Below are 15,251 nucleotides of genomic sequence, written 5' to 3' on the forward strand. Positions count from 1 at the left end.
TCCTTTTCTTATAAAATACCGACACCGGCTAAAATAATCAGAATCAAGGTCAGCCATAGTAATGCTTGCGTGACTTTTAATCCTTTCTTTGTATAGAACCAGTAGACGCCCATTACAACTGCTAACGGCAAGATCCCTGGTACAATCTGATCAAGGATATCTTGGATAATAAATTCTCGTCCAGAGATATCAAACTGCAGCGAAGAACTGACTTTGACATAGTTTCCAGCCAGAACCCCCATCATAAACAAACCGAGAACCGACAGTGTTTCAATGGCGGTTTGGACGCCTGTACTCTGCATCAAACCAGTTGCATTGCGCCCCATCGAAAATGCTTGACGGGCGAAAAACATTCCTAGAGAAACTTGATACAGTGCAAAGCAAATGAATGGGAACAACGCACCTAGTGGACTTCCTTGCTGTGCCCAAGGAACAGCAATCGCAATAAAGATATATTGAACGGTTCCTGAGTCGATGGCATCCCCGATTCCTGCTAAAGCACCCATCAAACCAGCTTTCGTGTTGTACATTAGATCATCTTGCATCAAAATCTCTTTTTTCTCATGCTCTTCCTCGGCCCGCTGTTGTTCCATTGACGACATCAGCCCAGTGATGACTCCGCCCCCCCAACTCAGCTGGGTATTGAAAAACAGCAGTTGGCGTTTGTAGGCAGCTTTCAGTGCCTCATCGTCTTTGTAAAGTTTGCGCAAAATCGGCATCATGGCGTATAAAAGCGAGGGTGATAAATACCGTTCAAATGAATGCGGGATCTCATTGGCGAAATGCCATCTTAGGTATGCTTTTGTGACATCTTTCTTCGTGATTTCTTCTGGTGCGCCTTGCGCTTTTTGAATTATTTCGGTCATTACTGCTCCTCCTTATCGATTAGAACCCGTCATCATAGTCATCGTCATCATCAAAGGATGGTGATGCTGTATTCGTTTCTGGGGCTGGGACCAATTTTCCTTTTTGTGACTGAACAAAAATCAACGCGATCAAAATGCCAAAAATCGCATAGGTGACCATGGTAATTTCCAGCGAACTGAAAACTACACTCATGAAATAGGCCAAGAAGAAAAAGACCATATAATCTTTTCGACCGATCACATAGACGGTAGTTGCAATCCCGATCGCTGCCAATCCTCCTCCGACTACTTCTAAAATATGAATAACGACTGTCCCCTCAAGAGCATTGATGACATCAGCAATCAGTGGAGCGCCTAAATAAAGTGCAATAAATACCAGCGGAACAAATAAAATAAATGAAGCCAGCGTTGGGTATAAAATAATTGAACGCGTCATTGCCTTGGCATTAAGATCTTCTACTGCTTTATCCGTATACTTTCCTAAGAAGGTATTGATAAAGAAACGGAACTGATACAAATAACTCCCTAGCAACCCAACAGGAACGGCAACAGCAATCGCTGCTTCTGGTTGCAGATTTCCTAGCAAAGCTACCGGTACGGCAATCGCCGCAGCAATCGAAGGTTCCGCCGGCATGGATCCGCCAGGAGAAAATACCCCCATGTAAATCATTTGTAAAGCGGCAGTAACGATCATGGCTTGAGCCACATTTCCCATCACCAGTCCGACAACTAATCCCGTCATCAATGGTGAAAAACGTAAAGTCAGTGTGGCGCCTCCGCCGAGCCAACGAGACATGACTGCTGCAACCCATAGCGCAATCAGTAAACTTTGTGTAACACTTAATGTATCCATTTTTCCTCCTCCTAAACTTCTTTCAAATAGTTTTCTAAATCAAGAACAGCTTCTTTCAAGCGTTCTTTGGTGATTAAGACTGGAATCAAGTGTACTTTTTCTTTCGAATCTATGAACTGCACCAACTGATCGATGACTTGTGCATCTTCAGGAAAAATACCCATTTGATGTAAACTCATTGGTAAGTGCAATTCTTGATAAAAGGGGATCAACTGATCGATGACCGTCCATTTTTCTTCAAGGGCTAATTGATAAAACATCCCATAGGCAACCTTTTCCCCGTGAAGAAAACGATGACTTTCAGGCAGATATTTACTGATGGCATCATGCATCGCATGCGCTGCTGCATTGCGGGCATATTTATCGCCTAGCCCGCCTACCATTCCAGCAACTGCAATAACGATCTCCGACAAGTGACAAAAGGCGTCTGTCACTTCCTGCCGCTTCATATCTTCAATCGCTTGTTTCGATTGTGTCAAAATAGCTGTTTCGCATAATTTTGCTGTATAGCCTGCCATTTGCAAGAAGGGCTCATTTTTCAAATGTGGTTGGGCTAAGATTGCTTCCGATTCAATCCACTTTGCCAACGTATCTGCTAAACCGGCGATGAAGTAGGAGACTGGTGCATCGATCACTAAAGTCGGATCGGTAATCAAAAAAGCAGCCTGTCTTAAATAGTGTTCCGACTTTCCTTCAGATTCTCCCGACTCTTTATACATGACAGACAAGGGTGTCCATGGTGCACAATTACTGGCCAATGTTGGGATCAGTCCAAAGGGTCGATTGACTACATGTGCTGCATATCCCACTAAGTCGGCTAACTTCCCGCCGCCAACCCCCAGAATAAAATCGATCGCCAGTTCTTCAACAAGATCAGCAATCAGCCCAGCGCCATAATAGCTGCATTCTCCCGTGTAGCGATGATAAAAAATTTCCAAATACGCATCTTCTAAAAAGAGTAATTTTGGTTTCGCTTTTTCCCATGAAACCGTTCCATGTACGAGCAGCAGTCGTTTTACTTTGTACTCTTTTAATACTTCCGGCACATAGTCGATCGCGCCTTCATGGTAACGATAAACTTGCGGTCCAACCTTTACTTTTAAATCCGTTAGCACGAGTTTCACTCTCCTTTATACAGCCAAAAACCGACTTTCCGCTTGAACAGCACGGTCTGGCAGCAGCCCCTTAACGATTCGTTCAATATCCGTTACACATTTGTTTCCCATCTCTTCTAAGCATTCCATAGTATAAGCCGATGTATGCGGTGTCATAACTACATTTTCAAAAGCTAAATACGGATGATCTTTATGACCAGGCTCTTCCTCTAAGACATCGGTGGCAAGACCAGCGATTTTCCCATTTTTTAATCCGCTTACAATTGCCTCTTCATTCAAAAGCGCGCCACGGGCACTATTGGAGAGATATACTTGATCTTTCATTTTTGAAATTTCTTCAAAGGAAATCATATGATAATTTTCCTCCGTCAAGTTAGCACATAGACAAATAATATCTGATTTTGCTAGCAGCTCGTCTAGCTCGACTTTTTTTCCGCCATAGCTTTGAATATGCAAAGCGGACTTATATGGATCGTATGCCAAAACCTCGCAGCGGAAACCATTTCTCAATATTTCTACTACACAACTTCCAGTATTGCCGACACCGATCACCCCTACCGTCTTGTTAAATAATGCGCGTCCGACAAAGTCCGCTCGTTTTTCCCATTGATCTTCGCGGACCTTTGTATTCGATTCAACTGTACAGCGCAGAAGCGCCAATAGATTGGTCACATTATTTTCTGCTACTGCATCTCGCTCGACCAAAGCTGGAATGATCGAAACAATCGTTTGGTGGTCCTTCGCTGCTTCTAAATCAATATTGTTATAGCCGATCCCGTGGCGTGTGATCAGTAGCAATTCATCTTTGTACTCAAAAAACTCTTTGGTAAAAAATGGGGTAACACTTGCTATAATGATGTTGTATCCCTTAAGCTTTTCTGCCAATTCTTTCCCATTGATTTCGCTATCGAACGTGAAATGACTGACAGTTCCGATTGCTTTCAACCGCTCGATATGTTGCGGAAAGATTTTTCCAAAGCTGCTGGAATTCACTATAGCGATCTTAAACTGTTCCATGTTCTTCCTCCTTACTCTTTTGCAACAATCTCGTGACCACCAAAACCATTCCTTAGCGCAGAGACGACTTTTGCTGAGAAACTGTCTTCTTCTTGGGACAAATTTCTCATAAACAAACTCATAGCGATCGTCGGTACAGCAACATTCATCTCCAAAGCCGTTTCCACTGTCCACCTAGCTTCACCAGAAGCTGCAACAACCCCGCGATATTCCTCCAACTTAGGGCTCTCATTAAATTGGGCCGCTGCGATTTCCATCAGCCAGCTGCGAATAACCGATCCATGATTCCATACCTCTGCGACGGAAGCCAAATCAAAGTCATAGGCACTTTGTTCAATCAATTGAAAGCCTTCACCGATGGCTTGCATCATTCCGTATTCGATACCGTTATGGACCATCTTTAGAAAATGACCGCTTCCTGATTCCCCTGCATAAAGGTAGCCTCCTAAAACAGCCACATCTGCAAACAAAGATTCCACCTCTGAAAAAGCGACTTCATTCCCGCCAATCATCAAACATGCATCTTTTCTAGCTCCGGAAACCCCACCAGAAGTCCCACAATCAAAGTAATGCACCTCTTTTTCTTTAAACCAGGCTGCTCGGCGAATCGAATCTTTGTAATTAGAATTTCCGCCTTCAATCACGATGTCTTTCGCTGATACAAGGGGCCATAGTTCTTCAAGAATCCCCTCAGTCACAGTTCCCGCAGGAAGCATCAACCATAAAACCCGTCGGCCGCTAAAAGAATTCGTCAAATCAGCTAGCGTTTGGTAGAGTGTAATTCCAGCTTCTTGCGCTGTTTTCTGCGCATGTATCGAAAGATCCAGCCCTTTTACTTGATAACCTTGATCTTTTAAATTGAGGGCCAAGTTCAATCCCATTTTTCCAAGTCCGATAATTCCTATCTCCATGACAGCGCCTCCATTTCATACTTTCATTATACAAAAAAATATTTTTTTGTAAACATAAAAAATAAAAATAATTTTTATTTGCTTTTTTTCTTTAAAAGAGGTAACGTAACAATACAAAGATAATAATGTTCATATAAAGGAGGTAACCGTCTTTGACTGTTTCGATTCGCCTGCAAATAAAAACGCTTTATAAAGACTTAAGTCTCAAAGAACAAGCGATTGCCGACTACATTTTGGAAAATCCTAGTAAAGTCAGCCACAGTTCAATCAGTGATTTATCCAATGAATTAGGCATCGCTGATTCGACCTTTTTTCAATTCACAAAAAAACTCGGTTACAACGGATTTAAAGACTTCAAAATGGCAATGCTGATGCAGGAAAATGATTTTTCTGCCATTTCGATCCATGAAAATATCCAGAAGTCTGATAATGAATTGACTATGGCTCAAAAAGTATTTGATTCCAATATGACCACATTGACTGATACCAAAAATCTTTTGAAAGAAGAAGATTTAAAGCTTGCTGCTGCAATGATCAATCAATCTAAACGACTTTTTTTCTTCGGCGTTGGTGGTTCAGAGATCGTGGCAACCGATGCCTATCACAAATTTTTGCGCTCGCCGATCACTGTTTTTCACAGCAGTGATTATCACATCCAACTGATGGAGGCTTCATTGTTGACGCCAGATGATTGCGGCATTTTTATCTCTCATACTGGAAAATCAAGAGAAACCATTGAACTAGCTCAAGTTGCCAAAAACAATGGGGCCAAAATTATCGTCATTACTAGCCATGCTGCTTCCCCTTTAGCCAAACTCGGCGACGTGGTTTTCATCTCTATTTCCGAAGAAACTGAGTTTCGCTCAGAGGCATTGGCATCCAGAATCGCTCAACTGAGCATCATGGATTCCCTCTATGTCATCTTAATGTTTATTAATCGAGACAAAGCGCAACAATCGATTGCCAAAATTCGACGCTCCATTTCAAAAATCAAAGAACCCTGAGAAGGGAAGAAAAAACTTACATTTTTCTGCGTTTCGCTAATTCTTTTGTGAATCACAGTTGATATGCAAAAAAACTTGTGCGTTTTTTCTGTACTCTTCGTTGGTTTCTTATCAACTTTTTCAGTTCTGAATCTCAAATGCGCTGAGCCTGCCAAAAATCTTGTCCCTTACTCTTGCTAATGTTCGCAAAAAAACCACATCACAAAGCTATCCGCTCTGTAATGTGGTTTTTTAAGACTATCTTTTTTTAGGTAAATCAATAACGACTAGACACAATCTCTGCTCCAAAGGGCATCAACGCTAAGCGCGCCATCTTCAATGATTGCGCCGCAAATGGAATGCCGATGATCGTGATGGCTAGAATGACTGCGCTAGCTAAATGTCCTAAAGCCAGTGGTATACCAGAAAAAATCAACCATAAAATATTTAGAATCACGGACACGCCACCGCCACGGTAAGCGATGTCTTTCCCAAATGGTGCGAGTGACAACGTCGCAAACTTAAAACATTGCAAACCAATGGGAATGCCGATGATGGTGATACACCATAAACACCCAGCCAAAAACCATGAGATCGCACCGATCAAGCCGCCAAAGACAAACCAAATCACGTTGCCTAAAAAATTCATCTGATTGCCCTCCTTCTTTTTTTAATAAAGACTGCTCCTGTTTTAGCAAAGAAAGCAGAGGACATCGTTAGCACTCAGACATGCGCTATCGTCTGATGCTCCTTCCCCTGCGCGCTTCTCTTTTTTCTTAATACAAGCGAAATGTGTTATTTTGTAAAATGCTTATTGCCCAGAATCAACGGTTGATTCGCTGCTATTGTTGGACTCATTTGAGTCATTTCCGAAGACACCGGTGATCGAAGACCAGATGCCGCTAAAGAAGCTCTTGATATTTTCCCAAAGTCCCTTAGAGGTTTCTTCGATTTGCTTGCGGGCTTCTGATAGATCCAATTCTTTGATGAAGTCATCGAAGATATTGTTGTCTCGCATGTCGCTCATTAAAGAGGTCAATTCAGAAATTTGATTTTCCGTAACGATTCCTTCCAGTCCATTGTCCTTCAAGGCTTTTTCTACTGTCTCTTGAATATCTGCTTGGGTTAATTCCGTACCATCTGCGGTTTGAGCAGCCAAATCGGTTTTCGCTTGTTCTTGTGCTGCATTCAATGCTTCATCGGAATAGCCTTCTTTGTCTTTGTTCTCTTCGGTGATCGTCGAAAGCACATCCATCTCATCTTGAGCTACAGCTACTCGATTCTGATTGATGACGCCGCCTGATTCTTCAACGATTTTGTATACCCCAGCTAAAGCACCGGAACCGTCGATCGGTACAGCAGAAGCGACCGTTAGCTTCGCATCAGTGATCCCTGCCGTCAGCGCTGCATTTTGATATTGGGCTGCGGTGATGCGGGTAATGTTATCTGGTGTCGCGATATCGACAGTGATTCCTGCTCCGCTTTCTAGCGTCTGCATTCTGACCGAGCTATAGACCGCCCAATCTGCGGTAAAGCCACCATCGGGAATGTATTTCATCAAGTCAGTACCGTTTGTCGTATAAATCGGTGTTTCGCCTTGAATGCCCAGGCGTTCAAGTGTGTAGTCTTCTTGTGCTTTCGTCAAGGCATTTCCGATCGCCACGGCATTGACTTGCAAACGATCTGAACTGCTGTCAGAGGTATTTGTTTGACTGTCGGTAGTGGCTGTCGTTGCGGTAGAACTGCTTGTTGCAGTGGAACTGCTGGTCGTTGAATTGGTTTCGTCAGCAAAAACTTGTGGTGCTGCTAATAAAACTTGGCTAGATACCAAGAGAGTCGCTAAAATCATCGCTGGTTTTCGAGTCTGTTTTTTCATCACTATATCCTCCAAGTGTTGATCTCTTTTTCAGGGATTTTTCCCTCTTACTGCTGTTATTGTACTATAGGTTTTCTTGCAAAGCCTACGTCTAGGGTCTGAAATGAAGAAAAACTTAGAACTCTGGTGCTATTTAAAAAAGGCGTAATTTGGTATTATCCTTGGTACAGCAATACTTTAGACGCTTTTCTTTTCATCAACTGTTTTTTTAGCAAAACCAACAGTATAGGATTTCAAACGGCTGCCCACTTTCCTCAAACCAAGAAAGGCTCCCGTTAAAGCTATCGTATAAAAGAACAACGGAAACCCTGCGAGTGAAAAAAAGACCTTCCCGGTTTCTAGAAACAGCGGGTGACTCAGAAAGATCAATCGACTAGCCTCAGCTGCTTGTTTTGCTTGCCAAGTCCGCTTTGGGGGTTGCTGCTTGATCAGCCAAGCAAGGAAAAAAAGAGTCGTCGGCACAAAAAACAGCATGAAATTCTTATCGTCCCCCTGATTGAGATACACCAGTCGACCTTCAATGCCTAATAAGCAAAGAGAGACCGCGAGTTTTCTACCAAGATGCTTCGTAAAAAAAGGGTGTTTTTGGTGTTCTCTTAAACAAACCCCACACAGTAAAAATAAAAACCCATAAAAGAGTCCGTTTCTCGTTGTAAAAAATAGTGTCCGATAGCTTTGATAGCATACCAATAAAGGTCCACTTAAATAACTGCTGTACGTTTCAAGACAGCCAATCACATACAAACTGATCGCCAGTAAAAACTGCCGCCGATAGCCAAGAAAGCGAGTTTTTCGTACTAACCACATGCCAAAGAGCAACGCTGGAAAATACCAAAGATGGTACCAGACCCCTACTGTAAAAAAGCCAGTAGCCAAACCGATGACCCGTAATGAATCAGCAAGATTTTGCTGCCCTAAATAAAACCAGCCTAAGGGAAGATACACGATCGACCAACGCAAATAAAGCTTGAGTTGTCGTTTGCACCATTGCTGCCATGAACGGGTACTCTTTTGAAAAAAATAGCCATTCAGCAGCAGAAAAAAAGGAACCGCCAAACGACATAGGAGACTCTTTAATAGGAAATGAAGGCCACTGTTTTCTGCCAGTCGGCCACAATGAACGAGAATCACCAATAAGGAAGCGATGAATTGGATGTAGCCAATTGGAACCATAGGTTGTTTTGTCTTCATTCGATCGTTTCTCCTTTCTCCGTCAAATTTGCTCAAACATACTTCACTCTACTGGTCCTTTCTTTTTGTGACCAGCACGGAAAGCTTCCAAGATAGAAAGGCAGCGCAACAAGTAGAAACATTGATAAATAAAGGATGTTACCCTTTGTTGCATCGCTAATTTCATAGATCCTCGTTCGCATAGAAAAGAGTTTGCTATAATATAAGAAGAATGATGGAGGCAAAACAGACACATGGATATTGGGAAAATTATCAAAGAAGAACGCACCAAACGAAATCTCACACAAGAACAATTGGCACAGGAATTTTTTGTCACTCGGCAACTGATTTCAAAATGGGAAAACGGCAAGAGCTATCCTGATCTAGACCAAGTAGTCAAACTGAGCAACTATTTTGAATTGACCTTGGACTATTTATTAAAAGAAGATCAGCAGATGGTCCAAGAACTTAATTTGACCACCCACCGCAAACGAATTGGCCTCGTATTGATCGCCCTTTTGACTATTCTCAGTATTAGCTTAAGTACGATTTTGTTGGCAGCATTTTGGATCGATCCAGTCTTTTTTACAAAAGAAGACCTAACGATCACTTCTATAAAAAAGTATCGCTTGCCTGCCACTGAGATAACGAATGAGGCAACCGGACAAGTGATTCAACTGCCTGAAGATACGGAATACTTGATCACTTATACGATCGATCGGCCGCTGGTAAAAACGGATCGTCTGTCGGGTTATAAAGAATACAGCAGCGAAAATGCCAGCCAATTAACGGCTTTGGGTCATCGCGGTTTTCATTTTGGCGCGCAAACAAGCAAAATCGTCATTCGCAGCAATCGCGAAGACAATTTAGCTGCACCAGAATTAAATGCAGGCAAGGATCTTTATCTTCGTAATATGAATAAAGCGCGCGTCTATCAAAAATCTGCAGCTGGTGTCGCATTTTCTATCGAAGACGAAGGCGACCTCCTCTTTACTGCAGAAGAACTGGCGCAATTGCCCTTTGAACAAGGACAGCTGCCAGAGTAAACAAAAACCACCGAATCGTTTTGATTTGGTGGTTTTTGCTGACTTTCTTATCCTAGCAAGATCATTGCGATCGCCGCCAAGGCGTTGTTGAGAAAATGCATGGCGATGGCTGTTTCTAGACGCTTAGTTTTAACATAAATCAACGCCATGATCAATCCCATAGCACCATAAATCAAAAACTCGACCAGATTGGTGACGGAATGGATGATACTAAAAACCGCTACACTTGAAATGATCCCGACTATTGGGTATTTCTCGAATAAAAGGCCAATAAACCCACCACGAAAAACGATCTCTTCCATAATTGGCGCAGCAACAGCGATCAATAAAAAGATCAAAAGCGGATTTTCGCCTGTAAACAGTTCCCCTAACAATGCATCATTGGCGGTCGCCTCTTGATCGGATATATGCTGCAGATAGAGCGTTCCGCCAACTGCAACGACTCGACCTAAAACAAACCCTCCGACGATCCATAGCCAATTTTTCTTCGTTGACCAGCCAAAGTCAAAGGTGGCAAGTCCTAACTTTTTAGCCAAAAACATCAGTAGACCAATGTTTGCCAAAAGCAAGGCAATCAACCCATAGCTGATCATCGCAGGAATCGTCGGTTCTCCTGCTTCCAAATAATAGATTTTTACCACGCTAAATGCGGTCATCCCTACTTGACTAAGTAAGAATAAGCCAATCAAAATAAAGACATTCTTTACTGCTTTCATGCTCTCCTCCATTGTTTGCTCATTGCATTTTTCAGGATCGGGTTACGACAGATCATGACACAGCCCATCATTTGGTTCCCCATGTTTCCAGAAAATGCTTAGCCACTATCGGCTGCTTATAATGATACTTAGTTTCCTCATTATTTACAACTAATAAAAAATAAAAATAGTTATTTTGCTCATTTTATCGAATAAACCTCGCTTTTTCATTCCCATTCTTTTCAAAAAAAATATAAGTAATGTTTGAAAAAAACGCTCTCTTATGCTACACTGTTCCTACTTTTGTTTGGCTGACGAACCGCTGCCCCAACCATGTTCGTTTGGACCAACTCGTTGCGAGTATTCGATTTCGAATGCTCTTTTTGTCGCGTTTGTCAAAAGAAAGTGAGTGAATCCAAATGATCCAAGTAGAACACCTCAGCAAGACCTTCCAAGTATCCAAGCGAAAAAGCGGCTTTCGCCAAGCAGCCAAAGCCTTTCTTTCTCGTGAAACCACCACCGTCCATGCGTTGCAAGACATCAGCTTTACCATCAATGAAGGCGAAATGGTTGGCTACATCGGCCCTAATGGTGCTGGAAAAAGTACCACCATCAAAATCATGTGCGGGATTTTGACCCCTGATCAAGGCGTTTGTCACATCAATGGTCGTACGCCTTGGCAAGAACGTATCCAACATGTCAAAGACATCGGCGTCGTCTTCGGGCAGCGCAGTCAACTCTGGTGGGATGTCCCCGTCAATGACAGCTTTGATTTGATTCGTGATATCTACAAAGTCGACGCTGCTAGTTATCAACGCAACCTAGAAGAATTAGTCACCTTACTAGATTTAGGTGAGATCTTAAAAACCCCTGCTCGTTCCTTGAGTCTCGGTCAGCGTATGCGCTGTGAGATCGCAGCCTCCTTACTCCATGACCCCAAAATCTTATTTCTTGATGAACCCACCATCGGTTTAGATGCTGTATCAAAAATCGCCGTGCGTCAGTTCATCAAAAAAAGAAACCAAGAAAAAGGTACCACAGTCATCCTGACGACCCACGATATGCAAGATATAGAGGCGCTGACACAACGAATTCTGTTGATCGGCAAAGGGCAAATTTTGCTAGATGGTCGCCTCGATGAACTAAAGCACCGTTTTTCTGATGTCAAAACGCTGGAGGTCGACTATCAAGGGAATGAGCCCCATCTGCCAGAAAACGTCCAGCTGCTTCAAAAAGACGTCGGTCGCCTTGTTCTGAAGCTTGATCCCAAAGAAGTGTCGGTCGCTCAGCTGCTCAGTCTGCTCAGCAATCAAGTCGAGATCACTGATTTGGCCGTTGCCAGTATCACCGCCGAAGAAATGGTCGCTAAGCTGTATCAGGAGTATCAAATATGAGGAAGTATCAGGCATTTTTCCGCATCCGCTTTATCAATACCTTGCAATACCGCTCGGCGGCGATTGCCGGGATGGCTACGCAACTAGCTTGGGGCTTGATGGAAATTCTGGCATTCCACGCCTTTTACCAAGCAGATCCTAGTGCCTTTCCCATGACCTTTCAACAAACCGTCTCCTATGTTTGGCTCCAGCAAGCCTTCTTATCCTTATTTATGTTGTGGTTCTTTGAGGCAGAAATTTTCAATACCATCACCACAGGGTCGATCGCCTATGAACTTGTGCGGCCGATGAATCTATACAATCGCTGGTTTTGCCAATCGGCTGCCAATCGCTTAGCAAAAGCCGTCTTGCGTTGCGGACCGATTTTTGTGATTGCCTTTTTACTGCCAGCACCTTATCGTTTAATTCTGCCAGCAAACATCGTTGCCTTGTTCTTGTTTCTCTTGTCTATGGCGCTGAGTTTAGGTGTAGTGATCGCTATGTCGCAGCTGGTCTACATCTCAACTTTTTATACATTATCCTCCATCGGGGTGCGGATCGTCATCAGCTCCATCGGTGAATTTTTAGCTGGCGGGGTCATTCCTCTGCCTTTCTTTCCGCAGCCTTTTCGCCAATTCGTGGAACTATTGCCTTTTGCTTCCATGCAAAACGTCCCGCTGCGAATTTACAACGGGGATCTGACTGGCTTTGCGCTTGTTTCCGCATTGCTCTTACAAGCGTTTTGGCTCGTACTTTTGATCGTGATCGGAAAAATTTGGCTGCAGCAGGCGCTCAAACGCGTCGTTGTGCAAGGAGGTTAAGGAATATGGTTTATTGGCATTATTTTTGTATTCATCTCAAAAGTCAGATGCAGTATAAAGTTTCCTTTGTGTTAACCGCTTTGGGACAATTTTTAGGTTCCTTTACTGCTTTTTTAGGCATTTGGTTTATGTTTACCCGTTTTCATCAAGTGAATGGCTTCACCTTTGAGGAAGTCCTGCTTTCCTTTGCGACGGTTTTGTTTGCCTTTTCGATTGCGGAATGCTTCTTTCGCGGGTTCGATCTTTTTCCGCAAATGATCAGTAATGGCGAGTTCGATCGAGCACTCGTGCGCCCTCGCTCCTTGATTTTTCAAGTCTTAGCTTCCAAAATGGAATTCTCGCGTCTCGGCCGTTTTATTCAAGCCTTGCTGTTGTTTGCTTATGCGATTCCCAATAGTGGAATTGCTTGGCATTTTGGAAATGTCCTGACTCTTTTTCTAATGATCGTCTGCGGCGCCCTCTTTTTCGCCCTATTGTTCTTAGTGTATGCCGCCATTTCCTTCTTTACGATCCAAGGACTTGAATTTATGAATATTTTTACCGATGGTGCCCGCGAGTTCGGCCGCTACCCCTTCAGTATCTACGGAAAACACGTCTTGCGTTTATTGACCTACGTCGTGCCGATGGCTTGGTTTCAGTATTATCCGTTTCTGTATGTCATTGGTCGCGTAACTAATCCTTGGTGGATCTTATCACCCTTGGTTTGTCTACTCTTTGCCTTTCCCGCCTTCTTCTTTTGGCGAGTAGGTTTGAAGAACTATATTTCTACGGGTTCGTAAATAAAAAGGAGCGCCTCTCTTTGAAACTAAGAGAATGCGCTCCTTTTTTATTCGGTTATTTCAAGTGAAAAACAGCCTCTCCTTGCTGAATATCGCCGTCAGTTCGCAGGCACTTCCCGCCTTGTTCCTCCATGAAGACAACGATCACCATGGTCTCTTTGCCCATTTCCTCAACTGCTGCTACATCCATTTCTGCCAGCAGCTCACCTGTCGTGACTGACTGGTTTTCTTGGACCGCGATCGTGAAGGGCTCCCCTGCTAACGCCACTGTTTCAATTCCCATATGGATCAAAAGGGAACGGCCATCCACCAACTCAACGGCTAAGGCATGCTGTGTTGGAAAAATCGTTCGAACCGTCCCGGCTGCTGGTGCATAGATTTTTCCGTGATGATGAGAAACGGCAAATCCATTTCCCATCATTTTAGACGAAAATACCTCATCTGGTACTTCTTCGATCGGTAGCAGTCGGCCTGTTGCCGGTGCACAAATTTCTATTTTTCTTTTAAAAAGCATCCGTAATTCCTCCTTAGATTGCCGACAGTGTTCTCTGACAGCTAGAATAGATAAGAAAAGCTACGAAGGGCAATAAACCAAAGATAAAGATGGCAGTATCGAGGGACAGCACCTGAGAAAGAAAGCCGCCAGCTAATGGCGAAAGAAACGATGCCGCACCAATGTACACACTGATCGATATCAATTGTCCAGAAGAAAAAACAGCTGGCGGTGTAATAGCACTGATAATCATTCGACTGCCGATAGTAAATGCCGGTACAGTGAAAAACTGCAGAAAACTGGCTGCCAAAAGTAAGAATGGGCTACTAGCAAGCCAATAGACAAAAAATTGTAAGGTTAAAAATATACCTGCAATCAAAATCAAGCGCTCATTTTTCCATTTAGCAATCATGCGATTCAGCAAAAGGTACGCTGGAATTTCACAAAAGGATTGGATCGACCATTTCAGACCAACAAATTCACTGCCTCTTTCCATTGTAATCAGCTTGTCGATAACGACCGTATTGTTCGCAACGATCGTCAAGTACAAGAGAAAGAACAGTCCCGTATAAACCAAAAAGCGTCGGTCTTTGCATAACAGAAGAATGTCTGCCAGCGAGACACCGCTGTTTGTTGCTGTTCCTTGCTTTTGCGGTAAGGCATTTTTCTCTGGGATCGTTCGTGAAAATGTATAATTGATAAGCAAAAAGAGGAGCAGCGGCAAACTAAACCAGCGATAATTATTGGAAAATAAAAAGAATGGCACGCAGACACTCATCATACTCCACCCTAAAGAGCCGTTTGCTTTGATTGAAGCAATTCTTTTTGAAGTACTGGACTCAGATAATACCCAGTTATCGAGCACCGTTGCTGTTGTATTGGCTAATCCACCCGCAATAGCCAATACCAGAAGATGGATCAGCCAGTGGTCTTTTCCTAACCAATAAAAACTAATGGAGAAGAAAACCAGAAAGATCATCAGAAGCATCGAAATACGTTTTAATCGTTTGCTCTTGTCCGAATAATAGCCGATCACTAACTGAAAAAGAATTGTCGTGATGCTGTAGGAGGCTAAAAACCAGCCTCTTTCAAGCGCATCATAGCCTTGCTCAGTTAAAAAAGGAACGATTTGTGTCATCAAAATCGCCATCGTTGCATATTGAACAAAATAGATTACTTGAAATTTGTGTTTGATTTCCATTCTTTGTTTATGATCGGCTGAAGGAAATTCCTACAGCCGATCCCTTTCCTTT

Annotated in this window: 16 protein-coding genes; 5 read left to right on the forward strand and 11 right to left on the reverse strand. The window is 43.1% G+C overall.

The window, feature by feature from the left end; all coding sequences use genetic code 11:
• Positions 1–8: 8 nt before the first annotated feature.
• From A5878_RS13805 to gnd, 5 genes are read right to left on the reverse strand one after another with little or no spacing between them, the layout of a single operon-like run.
• Positions 9–866, reverse strand: a complete 858-nt coding sequence (locus A5878_RS13805) for a PTS system mannose/fructose/sorbose family transporter subunit IID (protein WP_008380577.1) — start codon at positions 864–866, stop codon at positions 9–11.
• A gap of 19 nt (positions 867–885) precedes the next feature.
• Positions 886–1,719, reverse strand: coding sequence for a PTS sugar transporter subunit IIC (locus tag A5878_RS13810; RefSeq protein ID WP_005228432.1), 834 nt, complete (start codon positions 1,717–1,719; stop codon positions 886–888).
• Positions 1,720–1,730: 11 nt separating this feature from the next.
• Positions 1,731–2,834, reverse strand: a complete 1,104-nt coding sequence (locus A5878_RS13815) for an iron-containing alcohol dehydrogenase family protein (RefSeq protein ID WP_060791452.1) — start codon at positions 2,832–2,834, stop codon at positions 1,731–1,733.
• 15 nt (positions 2,835–2,849) lie between these two features.
• Positions 2,850–3,851: a D-isomer specific 2-hydroxyacid dehydrogenase family protein gene (locus tag A5878_RS13820; protein WP_086295691.1), complete on the reverse strand. Its 1,002-nt coding sequence runs from the start codon at positions 3,849–3,851 to the stop codon at positions 2,850–2,852.
• Between the two features lie 11 nt (positions 3,852–3,862).
• Positions 3,863–4,762 (reverse strand): phosphogluconate dehydrogenase (NAD(+)-dependent, decarboxylating), encoded by a 900-nt coding sequence (gene gnd, locus A5878_RS13825; protein WP_060791454.1) that lies wholly within the window; start codon positions 4,760–4,762, stop codon positions 3,863–3,865.
• Between the two features lie 152 nt (positions 4,763–4,914).
• Between gnd and A5878_RS13830 the strand changes: the two genes are divergently transcribed.
• On the forward strand, positions 4,915–5,766 hold the full coding sequence (locus A5878_RS13830; RefSeq protein ID WP_005228428.1) for a MurR/RpiR family transcriptional regulator: 852 nt from the start codon (positions 4,915–4,917) through the stop codon (positions 5,764–5,766).
• Between the two features lie 256 nt (positions 5,767–6,022).
• On the opposite strand, the gene A5878_RS13835 is transcribed toward A5878_RS13830, so the two are convergent.
• The 3 genes from A5878_RS13835 to A5878_RS13845 all read right to left on the reverse strand — a co-directional run bounded on the left by A5878_RS13835 (position 6,023) and on the right by A5878_RS13845 (position 8,812).
• Positions 6,023–6,394: a YccF domain-containing protein gene (locus A5878_RS13835; protein WP_060791455.1), complete on the reverse strand. Its 372-nt coding sequence runs from the start codon at positions 6,392–6,394 to the stop codon at positions 6,023–6,025.
• Positions 6,395–6,556: 162 nt separating this feature from the next.
• Complete coding sequence (locus A5878_RS13840; RefSeq protein WP_060791456.1) at positions 6,557–7,621, reverse strand: DUF1002 domain-containing protein; 1,065 nt, start codon at positions 7,619–7,621, stop codon at positions 6,557–6,559.
• A gap of 177 nt (positions 7,622–7,798) precedes the next feature.
• Positions 7,799–8,812: an acyltransferase gene (locus tag A5878_RS13845; RefSeq protein ID WP_060791457.1), complete on the reverse strand. Its 1,014-nt coding sequence runs from the start codon at positions 8,810–8,812 to the stop codon at positions 7,799–7,801.
• Positions 8,813–9,045: 233 nt separating this feature from the next.
• Here A5878_RS13845 and A5878_RS13850 point away from each other — a divergent pair, with 233 nt between their 5' ends.
• The gene (locus A5878_RS13850) at positions 9,046–9,837 is read left to right on the forward strand and encodes a helix-turn-helix domain-containing protein (protein ID WP_060791458.1); all 792 of its coding nucleotides are present in this window, start codon (positions 9,046–9,048) and stop codon (positions 9,835–9,837) included.
• A gap of 47 nt (positions 9,838–9,884) precedes the next feature.
• Here the strand turns inward: A5878_RS13850 and A5878_RS13855 are convergent, their stop codons facing one another.
• Positions 9,885–10,553 carry a CPBP family intramembrane glutamic endopeptidase gene (locus A5878_RS13855; protein WP_060791459.1) on the reverse strand — a complete coding sequence of 223 codons (669 nt, stop codon included), beginning with the start codon at positions 10,551–10,553 and terminating at the stop codon, positions 9,885–9,887.
• Between the two features lie 398 nt (positions 10,554–10,951).
• Here A5878_RS13855 and A5878_RS13860 point away from each other — a divergent pair, with 398 nt between their 5' ends.
• From A5878_RS13860 to A5878_RS13870, 3 genes are read left to right on the forward strand one after another with little or no spacing between them, the layout of a single operon-like run.
• Positions 10,952–11,926, forward strand: coding sequence for an ATP-binding cassette domain-containing protein (locus A5878_RS13860; RefSeq protein WP_060791460.1), 975 nt, complete (start codon positions 10,952–10,954; stop codon positions 11,924–11,926).
• Positions 11,923–12,726, forward strand: a complete 804-nt coding sequence (locus A5878_RS13865) for a hypothetical protein (RefSeq protein WP_060791461.1) — start codon at positions 11,923–11,925, stop codon at positions 12,724–12,726. Before A5878_RS13860 ends, A5878_RS13865 begins: the two co-directional genes overlap by 4 nt.
• Before the next feature lie 5 nt (positions 12,727–12,731).
• Positions 12,732–13,505 carry an ABC transporter permease gene (locus A5878_RS13870; protein ID WP_086295692.1) on the forward strand — a complete coding sequence of 258 codons (774 nt, stop codon included), beginning with the start codon at positions 12,732–12,734 and terminating at the stop codon, positions 13,503–13,505.
• Between the two features lie 55 nt (positions 13,506–13,560).
• On the opposite strand, the gene A5878_RS13875 is transcribed toward A5878_RS13870, so the two are convergent.
• Together A5878_RS13875 and A5878_RS13880 are read right to left on the reverse strand one after the other, a co-directional pair.
• Positions 13,561–14,019, reverse strand: coding sequence for a PTS glucose transporter subunit IIA (locus A5878_RS13875; RefSeq protein ID WP_016608416.1), 459 nt, complete (start codon positions 14,017–14,019; stop codon positions 13,561–13,563).
• A 13-nt stretch (positions 14,020–14,032) separates the two neighbouring features.
• Entirely contained in the window at positions 14,033–15,199 is a 1,167-nt protein-coding gene (locus tag A5878_RS13880; protein WP_010749958.1) for an MFS transporter, read from the reverse strand.
• Positions 15,200–15,251: the final 52 nt, after the last annotated feature.

This window comes from Enterococcus sp. 3G6_DIV0642, assembly GCF_002140635.1.
GTDB classification, from domain to species: domain Bacteria; phylum Bacillota; class Bacilli; order Lactobacillales; family Enterococcaceae; genus Enterococcus_D; species Enterococcus_D casseliflavus.